The sequence below is a fragment of the Chryseobacterium sp. MIQD13 genome, from assembly GCF_050496705.1.
Taxonomy (GTDB): domain Bacteria; phylum Bacteroidota; class Bacteroidia; order Flavobacteriales; family Weeksellaceae; genus Chryseobacterium.
In genome coordinates, this window is record NZ_JBNWAF010000003.1 from 731,073 (window position 1) to 753,269 (window position 22,197).

Here is a 22,197-nt window from a genome sequence, read left to right on the forward strand (position 1 = left end):
TGTTAAGTTGAAAAGTATTAAGGTGATATTTTGTGGTTTGCTCTAGCTGTTTTTTCAGTCAGTTTTAGAATTGAAAAAATAGTATTGACCTTACCGTAGCAAAGGTCCGGATAAAACTATTTTTTAACTAATACCATGTACTTCAAAAATAGGATAATTAGGACATTTTTGATTTTAAATTTATTATATCAAAATGAGCAAATATATTTGAAGCTTATGACTGATATTGTAACTTGCAATCTTTAAATAAGAAAGGAATGAAAAAGATAGGGAACATAGGCGTAATTGGTTTGGTTTTCGCATTATTAAGCTGCCAATCAGTAAATTATAACAAAATGTTTTATGAAGATGTACAGCCGGAAAAAATTTCGGATGGGTTCGGTTTTACAGAAGGGCCGTCTTCCGATAAACAGGGAAATGTTTATTTCACTGACCAGCCTAATGATAAAATTTACTATTGGGACTGGAAAACCAATAAAATCATAGAATTTTTAGGGAAAACAGGCCGGGCAAACGGGACTCATTTTGATAAAGACGGAAATCTTATCACCTGTTCCGATGATCAGGGAGAAATCTGGAAAATTTCAAAGGATAAAAAAATAGAAGTGATCCTGAAAGGTTTCGAGGGGAAAAGACTGAACGGACCTAATGATGTCTGGAACGACTCATCCGGAGGAATGTATTTTACAGATCCTTTGTATGAAAGAAATTACTGGGTTGGTTTTAAACAGGAAATTGTACATAAAAGCCTTTATTACAGAACCAAAGAAGGTAAAACGGTAAAGCTGGAAACTTTTGTACAGCCCAATGGAATTGTAGGAAGTGAGATATTTAAAAAGCTTTATGTTTCAGATATTGACGCCGGAAAAACCTATGTTTACGATATTCTTGGTGAAGGAAAACTTTCTGAAAGAAGACTGTTCTGTGAAATGGGTTCAGACGGAATGACATTGGATAAGCACGGAAACCTTTATTTAACAGGGAAAGGTGTACATATTTTCAACCGTCACGGAAAGAAGCTTTATCATATTCCTATTGAAGAAGACTGGACTTCCAACGTGACCTTTGGAGGAGAGAACAATAATGTTTTATTTATCACAGCTTCAAAATCTGTTTATACATTGCCGACTAAAGTAAAAGGAGTTAAATAATGTCATTACGAGGAGCGCAGCGACGAAGCAATCTCTGATTATTATGAACATATTATCGTATTTCTGGAGATTGCTTCACCTTCGTTCGCAATGACAGCTTTGATAGATATATTAAAAAAATAAGAGAAGCCCACATGAGGCTTCTCTTAATATTTTTAAAGGCTTAATAATGCTTAATGGTTCGTATTAATAGGCAATTTCCATTTTCACCTTTTTCCCTTTCAGTTTTTCATTACTTAATTTCTTTAAAACAGCAACCGTTTTATTTCTGGAAACTGCCACATAAGAAGTAGTATCTTTTACTTCAATGATACCAATGTCTTCTTTCTGCAGTTCTCCTTTTTTAATAAGATATCCTACAATATCCACTTTATTCACCTTATCTTTTTTTCCGGCGCTGATGTAAATTGTCTGGAAAGGGGTTCTTTCAGGAACTTTATTGAAGCCGGAAACACTTTCTTCAGGTGTATTGTTTTTAATGAATGGGAAATTTTCATCCTCAGTCATGATCAGGTAAGCAAAACCTTTGGCATTCATTCTTGCGGTACGGCCATTTCTGTGGATAAAAGCATCTTCTTTCGGAGGGAGCTGATAATGAACAATAGATTCCACTTCCGGGACATCCAGACCGCGGGAAGCCAAATCCGTCGTGATTAAAATCCTTGCAGAATCATTCCTGAACTTTAAAAGGGCACGTTCTCTCTCATCCTGCTCCATACCGCCATGGAAGGTTTCTCTTGCAATTCCTTTCTCCCTTAAAAGTTCGGAAATACGGTCTACGGCTTCACGGTGGTTACAGAAGATCAATGTTCTTTTATTTCCTATTTTACATATTAAATTAAACAGAGTATCCAGTTTTTCTTCAGGAATGGTCATTACTTTTCTTAACTGAATATCCGGTTTTACTTCACTTAATTTCAGAAAATTAATGATCTTTTCATTTTTTAAGCCTGTAAATTTTGGAATTTCATCCATTGCGGTAGCTGAGGTTAAAATTCTTTGTGAAAGACCTTTTAAAGCTCCTGTGATAAATTCCATATCTTCATGAAAACCTAACTCCAAAGCTTTGTCAAATTCATCCAGAACCAATGTCTGAATGGTTTCAGGATCAAAATTATTGTTTCTTAAATGATAAACCACTCTTCCCGGAGTTCCGATCAGAACCGCCGGAGCTTCAATTAAATTATTGACCTCAATCTTTTTATCATGACCGCCATAGCATACAGAAACTTTAAAATCTGTTCCCATCGATTTGAAAACCTGCTCAATCTGTAATGCCAATTCCCTTGCCGGAACTAAAATCAATGCCTGGATTCCCTGCGCATCTTTTTTAAGATTTCGAAGGACAGGAAATAAAAAAGCAAGTGTTTTTCCTGAACCGGTAGGAGAGAGCAGGACAATATCCGTATTGTTTTCTGCAGTTTTATATGTAGATTTCTGCATCTGATTCATATCCTGAATCTGCAGTTTTTCGTAGATAGATTGTAGTTCCATACTGCAAAGGTAGTAAATTTAGGTGGCAGGTAGCAGATGACAGGTTGCAGGGATTGGGAGGTAGCTATTAGTTATTGAGGAGTGAGATTGGAAGCTTAAAGTGAATATCACCACAGTCGTAATCTTTTAATTTTTTAATCCTTAGATCTTTTAATAAGAATTTTAATATTGACATTCAGTAGCTTAAGGGATAACTGAGTAAATAGAAAACCTTTGTTAATCTCAAATAAAATCCCTATCTTTGCACCCACTTTTGTGGCGTAAAGGTTTGAAGAGTAAATTACTTATAATTAATTACTTCCGTATTTTTTAATCCGCATTTATTCAGACCATTAAAAAAGAAGGAATACAAATTTTATTAGAAAATGTCAAAAGAGACAAATTCAGCAGAGGTTTTATTAAACCAAAACGTAGCACCAGAACAATTTGATTGGGATTCATTCGAATCAGGTCTTGATGCAGATGCGAGAAAAGAAAAAAGCGATTTAGAAGAAATCTACAACGGATCTCTAAGCAGCCTTAATGATAACGATGTTATCATTGGTAAAGTTGTAAGATTAACTGACAAAGAAGCTATCGTTGACATCGACTTCAAATCTGAAGGTGTTATTTCTCTTAACGAATTCCGTTACAACCCAGGATTGAAAGTAGGTGATGATGTAGAAGTAATGGTTGACAGAAGAGAAGACAAAACTGGTCAATTACAATTATCTCACAGAAAAGCTAGAACGCTTAAAGCTTGGGATAGAGTAAACGAGCTTCACGAAACTGGAGAAATCGTTAACGGTTTTGTTAAGTCTAGAACTAAAGGAGGTATGATCGTTGACGTACACGGAATCGAAGCATTCTTACCAGGTTCTCAGATTGATGTTAAGCCAATCAAAGATTACGATCAGTTCGTAGGTAAAACTATGGAGTTCAAAGTTGTGAAAATCAACCCAGAGTTCAAAAACGTAGTTGTATCTCACAAAGCATTGATCGAAGCAGATATCGAAGGTCAGAAAAAAGAAATCATCGCTCAGCTTGAAAAAGGTCAGGTTCTTGAAGGTACTGTTAAGAATATTACTTCTTACGGTGTATTCATTGACTTAGGAGGTGTTGATGGATTGATCCACATTACAGACCTTTCTTGGTCTAGAGTGAACCACCCATCTGAAATCCTTGAGGACGGACAGACTGTAAAAGTTGTTATCCTTGATTTCGATGATGAGAAAACAAGAATCCAGTTAGGTATGAAGCAATTAGAGGCTCATCCTTGGGATGCTCTTTCTGCTGACATGAAAGTAGGTGACAAAGTAAAAGGAAAAGTAGTAGTTCTTGCTGACTATGGTGCATTCGTAGAAATTGCTCCAGGTGTAGAAGGATTAATCCACGTTTCTGAAATGTCTTGGTCTACTCACTTAAGATCTGCAGGAGACTTCGTGAAGGTAGGTGATGAAGTAGAAGCTGAAGTATTAACACTAGACAGAGAAGAAAGAAAAATTTCTCTTGGTATCAAGCAGTTGTCTAAAGATCCATGGGAAAATATCGAAGCTAAGTATCCGGTAGGATCTCAGCATGTAGGAACTGTAAGAAACTTCACTAACTTTGGTGTATTCGTAGAGTTAGAAGAAGGTATCGACGGATTAATCTACATCTCTGATCTTTCTTGGACTAAGAAAATCAAGCACCCATCTGAGTTCTGTGCAGTTGGTGATAAATTAAATGTTATCGTTCTTGAATTAGATATCCAGGCTAGAAGATTATCTTTAGGTCACAAGCAGTTAACTGAAAACCCTTGGGATAAATTCGAAACCAAATATGCTGAAGGTACTATCCACGCTGGTAAAGCTGTAGAAGTTCACGATAAAGGAGCTTCTGTACAGTTTGAAGACGTTGAAGTTGAAGCTTTCTGCCCGTCAAGATTATTAGAGAAAGAAGATGGATCTAAAATCAAGAAAGGTGAAGAGGCTGACTTCAAAGTAATTGAATTCAACAAAGAGTTCAAGAGAGTAGTAGTTTCTCATACAGGAATCTTCAGAGACGAAGAGAAGAAAAACATGAAAGAAGTTTCTTCTAGAAATGTATCTTCTTCTTCAAACAACGAAGAAAGATCAACTCTTGGAGATATCGATGCATTAGCAGAATTGAAAAGAAAAATGGAAGAAGGTAAATAATCTTTGAACCATTGATAATATGAAGCCGCTCATTTTTTGAGCGGCTTTTTTATTGCTTATGATTTTGACTTTTTAAAACAAATCAGATCATTAAATAATCTGGTAGCGTAGATTTTTCAAATCAGACTTTTTTGTTGTGAATCCCTAATGTAGCTTATTTGTGAAAATGATAAAATTCATATTGATGTGATATTTTCTAATAATATATTTTATTTTTTAAAATAATTATTAAAAAAAATATATTAATTATGAATTATTTGTACATTAGCGGCTTTATTAGTAAAAATGAAGAAAATAACTCTACCTCTTTTATTTGCTGCATTCGCAGTATTTCCTTCTACTTTATTTGCTCAAGATAATGAGAAGCTGATTAAAGATTATATTTCTCAAAACAAATCTCGGGAATATAAAAAGAATGATCTTACCAATTTCACCATTGACAATATTGATTATTCAACGTCAATGAATGGAGAAGTTGTAAAGTTTCAACAGATGTATAACGGCCTGCCATTATATAGCTCTGTAGGAACAGTGCTTGTAAAGGATAATAAGATAGTTTATTATACAGATAACTTTATAAAAGATTATACAGTTTCAGCTTCAAAAAATGCAGGGCTTACAAAATTTGAAGCATTAAAATCCATTGCAAAAGATCTAAGAAAAGATGAAATTTTAAACCTGCCTATTATTGGCTTCTCTGACTCTGAACCTGCATCCGGTGGAGCTAAACAAAGACTTGTATATGCTGAGGATAAGGGAGATCTTAAGCTTGCCTATGAATACTCTTTAAGAGAACCAAAATCTGCGAGCTATTGGAATATCCTGGTAAATGCATCTACAGGGGAGATTATTAATAAGCTCGATTTAAATTTATCATGTAATTTTGAGCACGGTGCTTATTCTCATGATCATGGAAACCTTGCGGAGAATAGTCTCATAGGTCCTATGAATGCATCAAATACTACTGTTGCTTTTCTGGCACCTGACAATGCTTCATACAATGTATTTCCTTTCCCTTTAGAAGCTCCTACATTCGGAGGAAGATCTCTTATTTCAAATCCTTGGATTTTGGCATCTTCACCGGAAGGGTGGCATTCCGACGGAACAACGCATTATACTTCGACTAGAGGTAATAATGTTCATGCATATGAAGATACTGGGGGATTCAATAGTGGTATATCTGCCGAAGGTGGAGCTTCACGGAATTTTGACTTTCCCTTTAATATTCACTCAGACCCTACTAGCAATCAAAATGCTTCCATTACCAATTTATTTTATGTAAATAATAGAGTACATGATGTATTTTATAAATTTGGGTTTACAGAATCAGCCAGAAATTTCCAGCAAAGTAATTTTGCAAACGGAGGTGCTGGAAATGACTATGTAAAAGCTGAAGCACAAGATGGGGGCGGAAGCAATAATGCGAACTTTGCAACGCCTGCAGATGGAGGTAAACCTACTATGCAGATGTATTTATGGTCTACAGTAAATCAATTGTTTTTTTATAATGCTCCTAGCGCAGCTACTAGTCGTAACCCGACAGTTGGGACTGCTCAGTTCGGACCCGTATTGGATGCTACAGGAGTTACAGGTAATGTGCAACTTGCTTCAGTAATTGATGGCTGTACAGCACTTCCTGCAGGATCACTTACAGGGAAAATAGGGTTAATGGAAAGAGGTGGAATAAACTGCCCTTTTACACTGAAAGTAAAAAATGCACAGGATGCAGGGGCAATAGCAGCTATTATTTACAATAATGCGGCTGCTACAAACTTCCCTTCACAAATGTCCGGTTCAGATGCTACGATTACTATTCCTTCAGTGATTATCCTAAATCCTGAAGGCGAATATATCAAGAGTCAACTTGCAGCGAATACAACGGTTAATGTAACCTTAAAAAATGATCCTGCTACGAGTATAACTCCGGATGGAAGTTTTGACAATGGTATTATAACTCACGAATACGGACATGGAATTTCTAACAGACTAACAGGAAATGGATATACTTGCTTAAGTTCAAGTGCAAGTAAAGAACAGATGGGAGAAGGATGGTCAGATTTCTTTGCTCTTATGCTAACCAACAGACCTGGGGATAATGCATCAATTCCTAGAGGAATGGCTACTTATGCAGCTGGACAGACTCCATCAGGTGGAGGTATCAGACCTGCAAAATATTCTCCTGATTTTACAGTTAATAACTATACTTATGGGGATACAAATGGTATGGAATATACAAACCAAAGTGGAAATATTGTACCTGATGTACACTCTATAGGATTTGTATGGGCAACCATGCTTTGGGATTTACATTGGAAATATGTTGAAGCCTATGGATACTCTTCTGATGTAACTGCAAATGCAACCAATGGAAGTTCAAGGGTATTGCAACTGATAACCAATGGCTTGAAACTGCAAACATGTAATCCTACTTTTATCAATGGTAGAGATGCTATACTTCAAGCCGAGCTGGCATTGACAGGAGGACAAGACAAATGTATGATCTGGAGAGTTTTCGCCAAAAGAGGTTTAGGAACAGGAGCTTCAGCAGGTCTTGCAAATAATATCAATGATCAGACTGAAAGCTTTACACTTCCTGAAGGATGTTCACCACTTTCAACAGAAGAAGTGAAGGCGGCTAAAAATAAGATGTCTATCTATCCAAATCCGGCTAAAGATGAGTTTTATATCAACTTCCCAAGCGGTACTATCGGAAAAGTGAGTTTGGAAATCTATGATATGTCAGGAAAACTTGTTTCTTCAGAGGATAAAATTTCACCGGATGCTAAAAAAGCAATTTCTACAAGTAACATGGTAAACGGAACCTATATGGTAAAAGTTAAAGGTCTTGGGATTGATGCTACTTCTAAAGTAATCGTTAAGAAATAATAATTTACATAATCTCTATTTGAGGATCGCCGCAAGCAAAGCTTGCGGCGATTTTATTTATCTATCATAGTAACGTCTCCGGCAGTTTTAATTATTATATTGTAACTTTGCAGGCTGTTAAAAAAATTATGAAGAAGAAAAATATACTCAAAGGAGTTTTATTCGTAGGGATTGGGGCCAGTATATATGGGATGCTGGCTACATTTGTAAAGATGGCTTATCATGATGGTTTTACTACCTCTGAAGTTACCACTTCACAGTTTCTGTTAGGCCTTATAGGGCTTTTGATATTAAATTTCATTCAGACCATAACGTCAAAGCAGAAGCTTTCGTCACCAAGCTCTAAAGAAATAAGAATGCTGCTGCTTGCCGGAACGTCCTTAGGCTGTACCAGTTTATTTTATTATATCGCGGTTCAGTATATTAATGTTTCCATAGCTATCGTGTTATTGATGCAGTCGGTTTGGTTTAGTGTTGTGGTGGAAAGTATAAAAGAAAAGAAGCTGCCCAATGCAAGGAAAGTAGTTTCCGTAGTTATTGTACTTGTAGGTACTATATTAGCTACAAATCTGATTAATATGGATATAGAGCTTGATTGGCACGGTATCTTCTGGGGTTTAATGGCTGCGGCATCATATACAATGACGATGTTCACATCTAATACACTGGCTACCCATCTTCCTGTATTCAGGAAAAGTATTGTTATGCTTTGCGGTGGAGCGGTGGTTGTATTTGGTTTCCTGTTTTTTGCACAGATCGGACCTATGTATTTTGATGGTTTAAAATCATTATACCTTAACTTTACAGATAATACAGAGCATATTCATTCATTTAATTATTCTATATTCTGGACATACGGATTTGTTCTTGCTTTATTTGGAACTATTGTTCCTCCGATTTTGTTCAATATAGGTTTCCCGAATGCTGGACTTGGATTGGGAAGTATTGTTTCATCACTGGAACTTCCGGTTTCAGTTACCATGGCTTTTGTTTTATTGGGTGAGAAGGTTTTGTTGATACAATGGGTGGGAATTATCCTGATTCTTTTTGCCATTGTTTTAATGAATCTGCCATCCAAAAAGGAGCTGAAAGTAGTGGAGGTTGCTTAAATAATTAACTAAACATTATAATGAAAAACCGTTTCTTTTGGAGCGGTTTTTTTAATTTTAATACATCAAAATATAATTTCAAATGAAATATTTAAGAAATGCAGCAGCAGTAATTATATTCTCAGCTGCTCCGGTTTTCCTGTTTGCCCAGGTAAAACCTTTGGATGCAGTGCTTTCAGAATATCAATATCCTTATGAGGTTCAGTATATAGATCTTAAATCTCAGAATAATAACCTGAGAATGGCTTATATGGATGTGCAGCCCAAGAAACCTAATGGAAAAACCATCATGCTTCTTCATGGGAAGAATTTTAACGGAGCTTATTGGGAAAAGACGGCAAAAGATCTTTCAGATAAAGGATTCAGAGTAATTATTCCGGATCAGATCGGGTTTGGAAAATCTTCTAAGCCTCAAAGCTATCAGTTTTCTTTTTCACAATTGGCTAAAAATACAAAAGCCATATTAGATCAGTTAAAGATAGATAAAACAATAGTATTGGGACATTCCATGGGAGGAATGGTTGCAACAAGATTTACTCTTCTTTATCCTGAAAAGGTCCAGAAACTGATCCTTGAAAACCCCATCGGATTGGAAGATTATAAAACTTTTGCAGCCTATCAGACAATAGACCAGGCATACCAGTCCGAACTGAAAAATACCGCTGAAACCTATAAAAATTATCAGCTGAAATTTTATTATGATAACAAATGGAAAGATGAATATCAGCCGTGGCTGGATCTTATTGCAGGCTGGACTCTTCATAAAGATTACCCGAAAGTGGCATGGGATGCTGCATTGACGTCAGATATGATCTACAACCAGCCGGTCTGTTATGAATTCAAAAATATAAAAGTTCCTACACTTCTTATTATAGGAACAAGAGACAGAACAGCAATAGGGAAGGACAGGGCTCCTAAAGAGCTTCAGCCTAAAATGGGTCAGTATCAGGAATTAGGTAAAAAGACACAGCGGGAAATTCCCGGTTCAAAACTTGTGGAACTTGAAAACGTAGGACATCTTCCACATATAGAAGTTTATCCGGAATTTTTCAGTGCGTTATATGATTTTATTAAATAAGCTTGGATTTAATTGAAACATAAGATAGCCCGCCTGCTTAATCGGATCAATGCCAATTGATTCTCCCCTTAGCTTCCTTAAATAGGCATTGTTATAATTAAACTTTGCGTTTAAAAAAATCACAACAGTAAAGGTTTAATAAAATAAAAAGAGACTATCTAAATAAGATAGTCTCTTTTCGTATGTATTGTTGTCTGAATTACTTTTTCTTGTAAGCAGCGTCCTTGATTCTAGCTTTTTTACCTCTAAGGTCTCTGAAGTAATAAATTCTAGATCTTCTAACTCTACCTCTTCTGTCAACTTCAATTTTCTGAAGTGCAGGCATGTTGATAGGGAATACTCTTTCTACACCTACATCACCACTCATTTTTCTGATAGTAAATGTTTTTGTAGCTCCAGTACCTCTCAATTGAATAACGGTACCTTTGAAGAACTGAGTTCTTGTCTTCTGTCCTTCTTTAATTTCGTAATACACAGTAATTGTGTCTCCTGCTTTGAATTCAGGGAAATCTTTTTTAGTAATGTACTGATCTTGTACGTACTTTAATAAATCCATTTTTAATAAAATAAAATGTTAAAGCTAAGCAACTTACACGTTCTTCGTCAGAGGTTGAATAACAGGCTGCAAATATACAAAATAGTTTTTGATTCCGCCAAATAATTAATGTGCTAAAAACAATAATTTTTTTATTCCAGATCTGCCCTAAACTTAACAGTTCTTTCAAATTCCCATCAGACACAGTTTATATAGGATTTCTACTTTTGCCCGAAATTAAAAAACTCAGTAATTATTTTCTTAATTGTCTGATTTACAAATCGAAATTAATCTATACCAAAAGTAAACTATCATGAAACACTATTTCTTCTTTTTCTGTTTTGCCGTCCAGATAGCATTCGGGCAGGCACTGTTTCCTTACCTGCAGAACCCGACGCCTAATTCAATGATTGTCAACTGGAAAACGGCTTCCAATAATGAAACAACCGTAATTTACGGAACATCCCCAACCAGCCTGAATGTAACGGTTACGGGAACAACCAACATTTTTTCCGACACAGGATATAATAACAACTATTATTATCATACCGCAAAAATCACCAGCCTGCAGCCGAATACGAAATACTATTATAAAATAAAAACCGGAACCAGCGAGTCGGCAGTTTATAATTTCAGGACCCTGCCTTTGCCGGGACAACCTGCCACTGCAGACGGGAAAATACGTTTCCTGATCATGGGAGACAACCAGATCAAGGCAGAACCGAGGTATGATTCACTGACTTTAAATGCTTATAAAAAGTTAAAACAGAAATTCGGACCTAATTCTGATCCTTCTGATAATATTGCGCTTACCTTTATGGTAGGGGACCAGGTGGATGTAGGAACATTGGATCATTATGAAAATGTACATTTTAAAAAGAACATCAAACTATCGCCTTATCTTCCCATCCAGACAACGGTAGGAAACCATGAGACCTACGGAACTCTCGGGATGAATTCTTATTACGCCCATTTCTATATCGATGAAATTAAATACAAAAATATCAGCTCAGGAAATGAGAACTATTATGCACAGCAGGCAGGAAATGTTCTGTTTATAAGCTTAAGTTCAGAACATACGGGAACAGTACAGCAGACATGGCTTTCACAGATATTAAATGAAGCCAATGCAGATTCTACGGTAGACTGGATCATTTCTTTAAGTCACAGGCCGTATCAGGCAGAGCAGTATGTGGGAGATATTTCCACTTGGGTAAGAAACAATGCTGTCCCTCTGTTGACAACTTCCAATAAGTACTTGATGCACGTTGGAGCCCACCATCATTTATACCACAGAGGCCAGCTGAAAGATACCCCGAATTACCAGATCATTTCTGGAGGAACAGCATGGGACCAGTATTGGGGAATGTCCAATGAACAGGATTTTGATGACGTTCAGAAAACATTGACAGACTGGACTTACCAGATCGTGGAAGTAGATGTACAGACTGGAAAAGTAGATATAGAATGCTATTCTATAGGAGGAGTGTATAACAGAAAATATAATGAGCTTGTAGATACTTTTCACAGGTATAAAAATCAGCCGAAACCTTCAAAACCATCTGTTACCAATACTTTTTCCGGAACGGTAACTTTGCCTTTAACACTGGATGGAAGTGCTTTTGCCTCTTCCAATGGAGAATTGCTGAATACCACACAGTTTTTAATTAGTAAAGCACCCAATTTTTCAGTAATTGAGAAAGAGTTTTACCGTGATTATGAAAACTGGTTCGGAAAAGACGGAAACGGAACCCCGGACAGAACGAAAAATTTAAATGCAGGAGTTGATATTACAAAAGCAACCATTCCTGCCAATTCTATATCAAACGGAATCTATTACGCTAAAGTACGCTACAGAGACAGAAACCTGGAGTGGAGTGACTGGAGTGATGTAAAGCAGTTTGAAGTGTCAGGAAGTGTGGTTTCCAATCCTACATTTGCATTGGACAAGACGGAATATACTCAAAATGAAGCGATAACAGCCACTTATACGGGAGGACCGGGAAATCAGCAGGATTGGGTAGGAATTTATAAGAAAGGACAGACGCCTGCAACAACGACTTCTCAAGGTTTCCTTTATACAAACGGACAGACGGCAGGAACAGCTGTTTTCCCGAATGGTCTTGTCAATAAAGGTCAGTATTTTGCAGGATTCTTCGCAAACAACGGTTACACGGAAATTACCCCAAGAAAAAGCTTCTATGTAGGCCCAAAAGTACAACTTCAGACCACAGCAGATACTTATCCTGTCGGCGGAACAGTTGTCATCAACTATAGCAACGGACCAAATCTGGTAAAAGACTGGATCGGAATTTACAAAATGGGACAGACACCAGGAACAAATACTTCTATTAAATGGAGTTATGTATCAACACCTTCAGGAACACTGAATTTCACAGGTCTTCCAAAAGGTTATTACTACGCACAATATCTGCTTGAAGACGGATATACAGGAATCGGGGACAAAGTATTCTTTAAAGTAGGGGATATTGTTACGGAATTGTGGATCAACAAGCCCGTTTATACATTAGGTGAAAACATTACGGCTTCATGGACGGATTCTCCGGGAATTATCAAAGACTGGCTGGGAATTTATCCTCAGAGTATCCAGACTCCGGATGATAATTTTGTTTCCTATACCTATTTTGATGGAGTCACTCAGGGAACAAAAACAATCCAGGGTACAGCACTTCCTGCAACGCCTGGAAATTATTATATGGTCATGTTCACTAATGATTCTTACACAGAAGTATCCAACAGAAAAGAATTTCAGGTAATAGCAGGAACCCTGGGAACGGAAGAAGTAAAAAGTACTGAGAAAAATGTGATTCTATACCCGAATCCTACCAAACCGGGTGAGCCTACATTCATCAAAAGTGATTACCCGATTGAGAAAATTGAACTGGTTTCAGCATCGGGACAATTATTATACGAATCTAAAAACATCAATAATCAGCGTTTCTCTCTGGTGAACGAAAATCTTCCGAAAGGAGTGTATTTTGTGAAAGTTCACAGCAGAAAACTATTTACTCTAAAGCTGATTATACAGTAAAAAATAATATAAACCATAGGAGACTCGGCCGGCTTTTTAAGCCGGCCGAGCCCTATTTAATCAAGAATAAAATCTACAGTATCATTCATCATCCTTTGCGTAAAATAAATAATAGGCTTCTTGAAGGAAGAATTTTACAGGTTAAAATATCTTTCTGTCTCCTGTCCTGATGATTTTCCTTTCCTTCTTACAAACCAGTCAATTCCAAAAGCTTTGTATCCATAAAGAGAAAACATTCCCAATAGCATGATAAACAGTACCTGTGGCAGAAAGAAAAAATAAGTGAGCCATGTGAAATTATCCATAGGGCGGATCCCAACTTTAGGATCTATAGGAACCAATTCAGTTGGAATAGAATGCAGATCTTTAGTAACCAATGCAACCAGCATAATAACAATTAACGATAAAGAACTGAATCTGGTAAATAATCCCAATAATAAAAGCAATCCCCAAAATGCTTCATTAAAAGCAACAAAATTGGCCATGAACTGAGGATTGGAAAAACCTAAACTGCTGATGGTTTTCAGCATATATCCCTGGAAAACAGGATGGAAAAGCTTGTTGAAGCCTGTAATAAAAAAGAACAGTCCAATACTTATTCTGCAAATAACATAAAATACATCTCCGGCTTTATTGAAAGTACTTTTTTCCATGAGGTAAATTATAAATTAAAAATTTTAGATTTAAAACGTATCATAAACTATGATGGCAGAATAGACAAAAAGTTAGATCAGAATTCAAATAAATTCCCCGATACTGTAGATATGAGAAAATTTATTAAATTTAACCGACAGAAAAATCTAATATTTCATGATAGATAAAAGAGTAAAAAATGCAAAGGAAGCCATAGAAGGTATTCAGGACGGAATGACTTTAATGCTGGGAGGGTTCGGCCTTTGCGGGATCCCTGAAAACTCCATTAATGCTTTGGTAGAAAGCGATGTAAAGGATTTAACATGTATTTCCAATAATGCAGGTGTTGATGATTTCGGGTTGGGATTATTGCTTCATAAAAGACAGATCAAAAAAATGATCTCTTCCTACGTGGGCGAAAACGCAGAATTTGAAAGACAGATGCTTTCCGGGGAATTAGACGTTGAGCTTACTCCACAGGGAACTCTTGCAGAAAAATGCAGAGCGGCACAGGCGGGTATTCCTGCTTTCTATACCCCTGCAGGATACGGAACTGAAATTGCAGAAGGAAAAGAAGTAAAAGAATTTAACGGGAAACCTCACATTCTGGAACATGCTTACAATGCAGATTTTTCAATTGTAAAGGCATGGAAAGGAGATCATGCCGGAAATCTCATTTTTAAAGGCTCAGCAAGAAATTTCAATCATCCTATGGCAGGAGCGGCAAAAATTACCATTGCAGAAGTGGAAGAGCTGGTAGCACCGGGAGAACTGGATCCCAACCAGATTCATATTCCGGGAATTATGATCCAGAGAATATTCCAGGGTGAGAAATTTGAAAAAAGAATAGAACAGAGAACTGTTAGGAGCAAAGAATAATTCCTGATCTATCTTACAATAAAAAAGCGCTGAAATTATTTTCAGCGCTTTATTTTTATGGTTGCGGATTAAGCATTTTTCTTTCCCCGATCTGCTGTCGCCACATAGCATAATACAATCCCTTTTCAGCAATTAAGTTATCATGGGATCCCATTTCTACAACCTGGCCGCGTTCAAGCACATAAATCCTGTCTGCATGCATGATCGTACTTAAACGGTGCGCAATCAGAACTGTAATCTGTTCCCTTTCTTTCGAAATACTTTTTATAGTGGAAGTGATTTCCTCTTCGGTAATACTGTCCAATGCAGAAGTAGCTTCATCAAAAATCAGTAAATGAGGTCTTCTTAAAAGTGCTCTGGCAATAGCAATTCTTTGCTTTTCCCCGCCGCTCAGTTTCAGTCCGCCTTCACCAATCACCGTTTCGATGCCTTTTTCTGCTCTTTCCAATAAAGCTGTACAGCTTGATTTCTCCAAAGCAATGGCCAGCTCAGATTCCGTAGCATTTGGATTCACAAAAAGAAGATTCTCTTTGATCGTTCCTGCAAAAAGTTGGGTATCCTGCGTAACAAAACCAATCTGGTTTCTCAGCTCATCAAAATCAAACTCTTTTCCATTGATCGTATTGTAAAAAATATTCCCTTCCTGTGGCCTGTAAAGTCCAACCAGTAATTTTACTAATGTACTTTTCCCTGAACCGCTTGGTCCCACAAAAGCAATGGTTTCCCCATTTTTAACATCGAAAGAAATATTATTTAAAGCTTTATACTGAGCAGACTGATGCTTGAAAGAAACGTGTTTGAATTCCAGTTCTTCAATAGCTCCGATCTGTTTTGGATGAAGAGGTTTTTCTTCCACATCTTTTTTCATTAAACGGTCAAAATTTTGCAGCGAAGCTTCTGCTTCACGGTAAGAAATAATGATGTTTCCGATTTCCTGCATCGGCCCGAAAATAAAGAATCCGTAAAACATCAGAGACAAATACTGTCCCGGAGTCACGATATTTTTAAAAATTAAATACAAAAGAGTCAGTGTAATCAACTGTTGAAGAAAATTCACCATCGTCCCCTGGATAAAGCTTAAAGAACGGATGCTTTTAACTTTTCTGAGTTCAAGGCCGAGAATCTTGTACGTATTATTATTCAGACGGATCACTTCCTGATTGGTTAATCCCAAACTCTTTACAATTTCAATATTTCTTAAACTTTCCGTAGTACTTCCCGCTAAAGCAGTGGTTTCCGAAACAATGTTTTTCTGAATAACCTTTATCCTTTTACTCAGTAAATTGGTAACAAATGCAATCAGGAAAATTCCGCAGATATAAACCGGCATGATCGACCAATGCAAACGGATGGCATACACCGAAACGAAAATAATACTCACTAAAATCCCGAAGAAAATATTGATGAAATTATTGATGAATTTTACAGAATCCTCCCTTACTTTCGTTAAAATAGACAGGGTTTCTCCACTCCTTTGATCTTCAAACTCCTGATAAGGCAGCGCCATTGAATGCTTTAAACCATCTGTAAAGATTTTGGCACCAAATTTTTGAGTGATCACGCTTACCGCATAATCCTGAAAAGCTTTGGCAATTCTGCTCACCATCGCTGTTCCGATAAGTAATCCTAAAAAGTAAAAAGCACCGTGATAAACTTCGCTTCCGTATAAATATTCATTCAGATTTCTCGGTAATAGCTTTTCCTTATCAAAAAAATTAGGATGCGTTACCAGCTGATCCAGTATATTACCTGTAATGGCCGGTGCAAACAAAGAAAAAACCTGATTAATGGCTGCCAGTAATAAAGAAATGACAATTAACCATTTGTAGGGCTTAAGGTATCTTAAAAGTATTTTCATTTTAATAAATAATGCTGCAAAATTAGAGATATTATTTTGACTTATGGTATTAATAATTTTGAATAATAAAGCCCTTTTGTATTCAACTGAAAAGAATTAAATTGCAGTCTAAGTTTTTACTATGCTTACAAAAGAACAAATTGCCAAAAGAATTTCAAAAGAACTGAAAGATCGTTACTATGTAAACCTGGGAATAGGAATTCCTACTTTGGTTGCCAACTATGTTCCGGAAGGTATTTCCGTAGAATTCCAGAGTGAAAACGGAGTTCTCGGTATGGGGCCTTTCCCTTTCGAAGGAGAAGAAGATGCAGATATCATCAATGCCGGAAAACAGACCATTACAATTTTGGAAGGAGGATCATTCTTCGATTCTGCCTTCAGTTTCGGGATGATCCGTGGCCAGAAAGTGGATCTTACTATCCTCGGAGCGATGGAAGTTTCAGAGAACGGAGATATTGCCAACTGGAAAATTCCGGGAAAAATGGTGAAAGGAATGGGTGGTGCAATGGACCTTGTAGCTTCCGCAGAAAACATTATTGTGGCCATGATGCATGTGAACAAAGCAGGAGAGAGCAAGATCCTGAAAAAATGTACCCTTCCGCTTACAGGCGTTAACTGTGTAAAAAGAGTTGTGACAGAATTAGCTGTACTCGACGTTACACCAGCCGGTTTCAAACTCGTAGAAAGAGCACCGGGTGTATCAGTAGAACACATTATACAATCAACAGAAGCAGATCTGATCATTGAAGGAGAAATTCCTGAAATGCAATTCTAATAAAACAAAAGCCTTGTCACCGACAAGGTTTTTTTATGTAAGAAAATTTAGATACTAATTTTTCTCTCGTGGATTTTGCAGATGACGCAGATTTTTTATCCCAAGAGTAAAAGAAAAGCTGCCTCAAAAAATGAAACAGCTTTTATATTTTAAAATTTTTTAGAATAAATATTTAGCAGTCAGATTGTAAAACTAATTTCTAACTTCTAGCCTCTAATTTCTAAATTATTTTTTATCCTGCGCCCCAAAAACCTTCTGCAAAATAGAAGTAGTTCTCATTGCCGGAGTATTTCTGATTCCGCTTTCCTTGTCAGCCACCATTTTGAAAACACCGTTGATGGTTTCAGTGGTAACATATTCATTAAGGTCAGTCGTTACAGATTGTCCCGTGAAAGTATTGTATTTTGAAATCAGATTTTTCCATACTGTATCTGCGCCTACTTTACCCAATGAAGCTTTTACCTTTGGCTGGAAAGCTGTAAATAACTGGCTTTGCGTTTTTGTCTGTAAATAATTGGTTGCTGCGTTATCACTTCCTAACAAAATGTTTTTGGCATCTGTAATTGTCATTGATGTAATGGCTTTCGTGAAAATAGGAGCAGCTTCAGTTACTGCATCTTCAGCGGCTCTGTTCAATAACTTCACTCCTTCATCAGCAAGGCTTCCCATTCCTATAGAACGTAAAGTAGTATCGATTTTTCTTAGCTTTTCTGGCATTAAAATCTTTACAGCTTCGTTCTTTAAAAAACCGTCAGTTAAAGCAAGTTTCTTTACACCATCTGTTACTCCCATACTTAAAGCTTCTTTTAATCCTGAAGATATCTGTGTAGAAGTAAGACTTCCAAGATTGATGGGCGAAGTGTTTGCAGAAGTAGTGGAGGTAGAGGTTGTAGTAGAGGTCGATGCTGTAGTGTTATTTGTTTTTGTCGGAGTACTGAGATCGACACCGGTTTTATCTTTAACGGCAGATTTGATGATATCTAAAAGTTGTGCCTGTGAAGAAATTGAAAATAATAATCCGGCGGCTAATAAAATGTTTTTTCTCATTTGTTTCTTTTTTGCAAATTTAGATGATTTATTATTTAATAAGTTAAATGGCCGAAGAGTTTTGGAAAATAATTATCTTAGCTAAAACCTTAATCATACTTAAATGCGACGTTTTCTTTTTATGTGTTCCGTTATTTTATCTACTGTTTTTCATGCTCAGAAAAAAACTGACCTGATTCCTTATCCTCAAAGTGTAGCCATGCACGAAGGTAAATTCATTATTCCTGAAACCCTGATCCTGAATGACAAACTTCCAAAAGAAGAAACAGAGTATTTCAAAAAGCGTCTCGCTTCCCGGATTAAATTTCAGAACAGCAGTAAAACAGAAGGAGTCCATCTGATGTATATGCCGGTTCCACAGCCAAAAATTCCGATTAATCCGGAAGAGGACAAAGAAAAGTACACGATTGACATTTCTCCCAAAAAGATATTCATTACTTCTCATACAAAACAAGGCTATTTTCTGGCTCTTCAGACCTTGGCTCAACTTTTTGAGGAACATAAGGAAGACAGGGAAATTCCCGCATTAAGAATTGAAGACCAGCCTAAATTTGCCTGGCGCGGAATGCATCTGGATGTTTGCCGTCATTTCTTCAGTGTTGATGAGGTTAAACAATACATCGATTATTTAGCCATGTACAAGCTGAATACCTTTCACTGGCATCTTACAGATGATCAGGGCTGGAGAATTGAAATTAAAAAATACCCGAAACTCACCCAGATAGGTTCAAAACGTAAAGAATCAATGATAGGTGCGTACGTTGACAATACTTTTGACGGAAAACCTTACGGACCTTATTTCTATACCCAGGAACAGATCAAAGATGTCATTAAATATGCCCAGCAAAGACATATTACCATTGTTCCAGAAATTGAAATGCCTGGTCATGCCTTAGCTGCTTTATCGGCTTATCCAGAACTGGCCTGTACAAAAGGACCATTTGAATCCGCTACAAAGTGGGGCGTTTTTGATGACGTTTTCTGTCCGAAAGAAGAGACTTTCACTTTCCTTGAAAATGTTCTTGATGAAGTTATTGCCCTGTTTCCATCACAATACATTCACATCGGTGGTGATGAATGCCCGAAAACAAGATGGAAAGAATGTGCCCACTGCCAGGAACTGATTAAAAAGAATAATCTGAAAGATGAACACGGCTTACAGAGCTACTTCATCCAGAAAATTGAAAAATATGTTAACAGCAAAGGCAGAAAAATCATCGGATGGGACGAAATCCTTGAAGGCGGTCTTGCACCGAATGCTGCCGTAATGAGCTGGACAGGTATAAACGGAGGAATAGAAGCCGCAAAATCTTCACATTTTGCTGTAATGACTCCGGGAGCTTATTGCTATTTCGATCATTATCAGGGTGATCCGCAGTCTGAGCCTAATGCTTTTGGTGGCTTTACTCCTTTGGATAAAGTGTATTCCTATAATCCTGTTCCCGCAGAACTGAATGCAGAGCAGGCAAAATATATTATGGGTGTTCAGGCCAATTTATGGACGGAATATATCACAGATTTTAAGCAGGTGCAGTATATGATATTCCCAAGGCTGATGGCACTTTCCGAGGTAGGTTGGGGTACAGCAGATCCTAAGAATTATAAAGAATTTGAAGGCAGAGTGATCAGTCAGTTTAAAATTCTGGATAATATGAAAGTCAATTATGCAAAAAGTATTTATAACATCTCCGGAAAAGTAAGTCCTGCCGATAATGGTGTCTATTACGAGCTTACCGTATCACAAGATCCGAAAGGAATACGATATACAACAGACGGAACAGAACCTTCCATAAACTCGCAGATTTATCAGGGACCGATTGCCGTTTCAAAATCTTCAGTCATTAAATCCGCTTATTTTGAAGATGGAAAACTGAAAAGTGCTGTTTCTTCACAGGAATTTATCATTTCAAAAACGACAGGAAAAAAAATTACATTGGAACAGCAGCCAAGTGAGAACTATTCTTTTGGCGGAGCATTTACTTTGGTAGATGGAATTATAGGAAACATCAGACAGCTGGGTAAAACATGGTTAGGGTTTCAGGGAAAAGATGTTGTTGCAACAATTGATCTTGGAAAGAAAACCGGTTTTTCAGAAGTTTATTTTAATACCCTGGAAAATAAAGGAAGCTGGATTCATCTTGCTAAATCTGCGCAGATCTTTGTTTCTGATGACGGCAAAAATTTCAAACTGATTAAAGAGATCGGAAAAGATGAGATTCAAAATTCAAAAGGGAAAATAAAGCTTAATGTAGGAAATCAGAATTCAGCCTATATTAAACTTAAAATAGAAAACGCAGGTATTATTCCTGCCGGAAATCCCGGTGCGGATTCAAAAGCATGGCTGTTTGTTGATGAAATTGGAATAAATTAGTTTTAAAGCTAAATAGGGACAGTATTTTCAGAGATAGATTTTCCCATTGATCTAAATATAAAAAAGGCCACAGTATATATTCTGTGGTCTTTTTCCTTTTATGCTAGGCGGAAAATTGCTAATTTGGAGCAAAATAAATCTAAACATGCAAAGTAGACGTAACTTCATCAAAAAAACAGCTGCCGTCTCTCTGGCGCTTGCTGTGAATCCACTGGATCTGATTGCCGGAGAACTGCCTGAAAATCATAGAACAGTTGGCAAACCCATTGTTCTTTCCACCTGGAATTTCGGACTGAAAGCCAATGAAGAAGCCTGGACTATCCTTGGAAAAGGCGGAAAAGCATTGGATGCAGTAGAAAAGGGAGTTCGTATTGTAGAATTAGACCCTACAGAAAGAAGCGTAGGCTACGGCGGCAGACCAGACAGAGATGGAAGGGTTACGCTTGATGCCTGTATTATGGATGAAAACTATAATATTGGCTCGGTTGCCTGTTTAGAGCATATCAAAAATCCCATTTCTGTAGCAAGAGGGGTGATGGAAAAAACACCTCATGTAATGCTGGTAGGAGACGGCGCATTGCAGTTTGCCCTGTCACAGGGATTTAAAAAAGAAAACCTCCTCACTCCCGATTCAGAAAAAGAATGGAAAGAATGGCTGAAAACCAGTGAGTACAAACCAGTCGCCAATATTGAAAACCATGACACCATTGGAATGATCGCCCTGGATGCACAGGGAAACCTTTCCGGAGCCTGTACCACCAGTGGAATGGCTTTTAAAATGCATGGAAGGGTAGGAGATTCTCCCATCATTGGTGCAGGTCTGTTTGTAGACAATGAAGTTGGTGCAGCTACAGCTACCGGTCATGGCGAAGAAGTAATCCGTACGGTAGGCACCCATCTGGTAGTTGAGCTGATGAGACAAGGCAGAAATCCTCAGCAGGCCTGCAAAGAAGCAGTTGAAAGGATTGTGAAAATTGCCCGAAGAAGAAATAAGAACCTGAAAGATATCCAGGTTGGTTTCATCGCTTTAAATAAAAAAGGGGAATATGGTTCTTACTGTATTCAGGACGGATTTAATTTCGCTGTTTATGATCAGAAGGGAAACCGTCTTGAAAAACCGGAATTCGCTTTGAAATAACTAGCATGTTTAAAAACATCAATTGGTATTAGCCA

At 37.2% G+C, this 22,197-nt stretch carries 15 protein-coding genes; 10 read left to right on the top strand and 5 right to left on the bottom strand.

Annotated elements, in window-relative coordinates; all coding sequences use genetic code 11:
* Window positions 1-257: 257 nt before the first annotated feature.
* The gene (locus ACQWU4_RS15655) at window positions 258-1,151 is read left to right on the top strand and encodes an SMP-30/gluconolactonase/LRE family protein (RefSeq protein WP_429936690.1); all 894 of its coding nucleotides are present in this window, start codon (window positions 258-260) and stop codon (window positions 1,149-1,151) included.
* A 186-nt stretch (window positions 1,152-1,337) separates the two neighbouring features.
* On the opposite strand, the gene ACQWU4_RS15660 is transcribed toward ACQWU4_RS15655, so the two are convergent.
* Window positions 1,338-2,645, bottom strand: a complete 1,308-nt coding sequence (locus ACQWU4_RS15660) for a DEAD/DEAH box helicase (RefSeq protein WP_429936692.1) — start codon at window positions 2,643-2,645, stop codon at window positions 1,338-1,340.
* Window positions 2,646-3,010: 365 nt separating this feature from the next.
* On the opposite strand from ACQWU4_RS15660, the gene rpsA reads away from it, so the two are divergent.
* The 4 genes from rpsA to ACQWU4_RS15680 all read left to right on the top strand — a co-directional run bounded on the left by rpsA (window position 3,011) and on the right by ACQWU4_RS15680 (window position 9,874).
* Window positions 3,011-4,801 (top strand): 30S ribosomal protein S1, encoded by a 1,791-nt coding sequence (gene rpsA, locus ACQWU4_RS15665; RefSeq protein ID WP_184160952.1) that lies wholly within the window; start codon window positions 3,011-3,013, stop codon window positions 4,799-4,801.
* Between the two features lie 285 nt (window positions 4,802-5,086).
* A complete protein-coding gene (locus ACQWU4_RS15670) occupies window positions 5,087-7,687 on the top strand; it encodes a T9SS-dependent M36 family metallopeptidase (protein ID WP_429936693.1) in 2,601 nt (866 codons plus the stop codon).
* 128 nt (window positions 7,688-7,815) lie between these two features.
* Complete coding sequence (locus ACQWU4_RS15675) at window positions 7,816-8,796, top strand: EamA family transporter (protein ID WP_429936694.1); 981 nt, start codon at window positions 7,816-7,818, stop codon at window positions 8,794-8,796.
* 82 nt (window positions 8,797-8,878) lie between these two features.
* Window positions 8,879-9,874: an alpha/beta fold hydrolase gene (locus ACQWU4_RS15680; RefSeq protein WP_429936695.1), complete on the top strand. Its 996-nt coding sequence runs from the start codon at window positions 8,879-8,881 to the stop codon at window positions 9,872-9,874.
* Window positions 9,875-10,073: 199 nt separating this feature from the next.
* Here ACQWU4_RS15680 and rplS read toward each other — a convergent pair whose 3' ends face one another.
* Complete coding sequence (gene rplS, locus ACQWU4_RS15685) at window positions 10,074-10,430, bottom strand: 50S ribosomal protein L19 (RefSeq protein ID WP_034704964.1); 357 nt, start codon at window positions 10,428-10,430, stop codon at window positions 10,074-10,076.
* A gap of 292 nt (window positions 10,431-10,722) precedes the next feature.
* Between rplS and ACQWU4_RS15690 the strand changes: the two genes are divergently transcribed.
* On the top strand, window positions 10,723-13,461 hold the full coding sequence (locus tag ACQWU4_RS15690; RefSeq protein ID WP_429936697.1) for a fibronectin type III domain-containing protein: 2,739 nt from the start codon (window positions 10,723-10,725) through the stop codon (window positions 13,459-13,461).
* 134 nt (window positions 13,462-13,595) lie between these two features.
* Here the strand turns inward: ACQWU4_RS15690 and ACQWU4_RS15695 are convergent, their stop codons facing one another.
* Window positions 13,596-14,114: a DoxX family protein gene (locus ACQWU4_RS15695; protein WP_429936698.1), complete on the bottom strand. Its 519-nt coding sequence runs from the start codon at window positions 14,112-14,114 to the stop codon at window positions 13,596-13,598.
* 157 nt (window positions 14,115-14,271) lie between these two features.
* On the opposite strand from ACQWU4_RS15695, the gene ACQWU4_RS15700 reads away from it, so the two are divergent.
* Window positions 14,272-14,973 carry a CoA transferase subunit A gene (locus tag ACQWU4_RS15700; protein ID WP_429936699.1) on the top strand — a complete coding sequence of 234 codons (702 nt, stop codon included), beginning with the start codon at window positions 14,272-14,274 and terminating at the stop codon, window positions 14,971-14,973.
* A gap of 55 nt (window positions 14,974-15,028) precedes the next feature.
* Here ACQWU4_RS15700 and ACQWU4_RS15705 read toward each other — a convergent pair whose 3' ends face one another.
* Window positions 15,029-16,831, bottom strand: a complete 1,803-nt coding sequence (locus ACQWU4_RS15705) for an ABC transporter ATP-binding protein (protein ID WP_429936700.1) — start codon at window positions 16,829-16,831, stop codon at window positions 15,029-15,031.
* Window positions 16,832-16,952: 121 nt separating this feature from the next.
* On the opposite strand from ACQWU4_RS15705, the gene ACQWU4_RS15710 reads away from it, so the two are divergent.
* A complete protein-coding gene (locus ACQWU4_RS15710; RefSeq protein WP_047398140.1) occupies window positions 16,953-17,606 on the top strand; it encodes a 3-oxoacid CoA-transferase subunit B in 654 nt (217 codons plus the stop codon).
* A gap of 225 nt (window positions 17,607-17,831) precedes the next feature.
* Here ACQWU4_RS15710 and ACQWU4_RS15715 read toward each other — a convergent pair whose 3' ends face one another.
* The gene (locus ACQWU4_RS15715; protein WP_429936701.1) at window positions 17,832-18,653 is read right to left on the bottom strand and encodes a DUF4197 domain-containing protein; all 822 of its coding nucleotides are present in this window, start codon (window positions 18,651-18,653) and stop codon (window positions 17,832-17,834) included.
* Between the two features lie 103 nt (window positions 18,654-18,756).
* On the opposite strand from ACQWU4_RS15715, the gene ACQWU4_RS15720 reads away from it, so the two are divergent.
* On the top strand, window positions 18,757-21,024 hold the full coding sequence (locus ACQWU4_RS15720) for a family 20 glycosylhydrolase (RefSeq protein ID WP_429936702.1): 2,268 nt from the start codon (window positions 18,757-18,759) through the stop codon (window positions 21,022-21,024).
* 145 nt (window positions 21,025-21,169) lie between these two features.
* Entirely contained in the window at window positions 21,170-22,162 is a 993-nt protein-coding gene (locus ACQWU4_RS15725) for an isoaspartyl peptidase/L-asparaginase family protein (RefSeq protein WP_429936703.1), read from the top strand.
* Window positions 22,163-22,197: the final 35 nt, after the last annotated feature.

Excerpts from the sequence above, each read along its gene's own strand:
- ACQWU4_RS15655 (WP_429936690.1), top strand. The coding sequence starts at position 258 with ATGAAAAAGATAGGGAACATAGGCGTAATTGGTTTGGTTTTCGCATTA.
- ACQWU4_RS15660 (WP_429936692.1), bottom strand. The coding sequence starts at position 2,645 with ATGGAACTACAATCTATCTACGAAAAACTGCAGATTCAGGATATGAAT.
- rpsA (WP_184160952.1), top strand. The coding sequence starts at position 3,011 with ATGTCAAAAGAGACAAATTCAGCAGAGGTTTTATTAAACCAAAACGTA.
- ACQWU4_RS15670 (WP_429936693.1), top strand. The coding sequence starts at position 5,087 with ATGAAGAAAATAACTCTACCTCTTTTATTTGCTGCATTCGCAGTATTT.
- ACQWU4_RS15675 (WP_429936694.1), top strand. The coding sequence starts at position 7,816 with ATGAAGAAGAAAAATATACTCAAAGGAGTTTTATTCGTAGGGATTGGG.
- ACQWU4_RS15680 (WP_429936695.1), top strand. The coding sequence starts at position 8,879 with ATGAAATATTTAAGAAATGCAGCAGCAGTAATTATATTCTCAGCTGCT.
- rplS (WP_034704964.1), bottom strand. The coding sequence starts at position 10,430 with ATGGATTTATTAAAGTACGTACAAGATCAGTACATTACTAAAAAAGAT.
- ACQWU4_RS15690 (WP_429936697.1), top strand. The coding sequence starts at position 10,723 with ATGAAACACTATTTCTTCTTTTTCTGTTTTGCCGTCCAGATAGCATTC.
- ACQWU4_RS15695 (WP_429936698.1), bottom strand. The coding sequence starts at position 14,114 with ATGGAAAAAAGTACTTTCAATAAAGCCGGAGATGTATTTTATGTTATT.
- ACQWU4_RS15700 (WP_429936699.1), top strand. The coding sequence starts at position 14,272 with ATGATAGATAAAAGAGTAAAAAATGCAAAGGAAGCCATAGAAGGTATT.
- ACQWU4_RS15705 (WP_429936700.1), bottom strand. The coding sequence starts at position 16,831 with ATGAAAATACTTTTAAGATACCTTAAGCCCTACAAATGGTTAATTGTC.
- ACQWU4_RS15710 (WP_047398140.1), top strand. The coding sequence starts at position 16,953 with ATGCTTACAAAAGAACAAATTGCCAAAAGAATTTCAAAAGAACTGAAA.
- ACQWU4_RS15715 (WP_429936701.1), bottom strand. The coding sequence starts at position 18,653 with ATGAGAAAAAACATTTTATTAGCCGCCGGATTATTATTTTCAATTTCT.
- ACQWU4_RS15720 (WP_429936702.1), top strand. The coding sequence starts at position 18,757 with ATGCGACGTTTTCTTTTTATGTGTTCCGTTATTTTATCTACTGTTTTT.
- ACQWU4_RS15725 (WP_429936703.1), top strand. The coding sequence starts at position 21,170 with ATGCAAAGTAGACGTAACTTCATCAAAAAAACAGCTGCCGTCTCTCTG.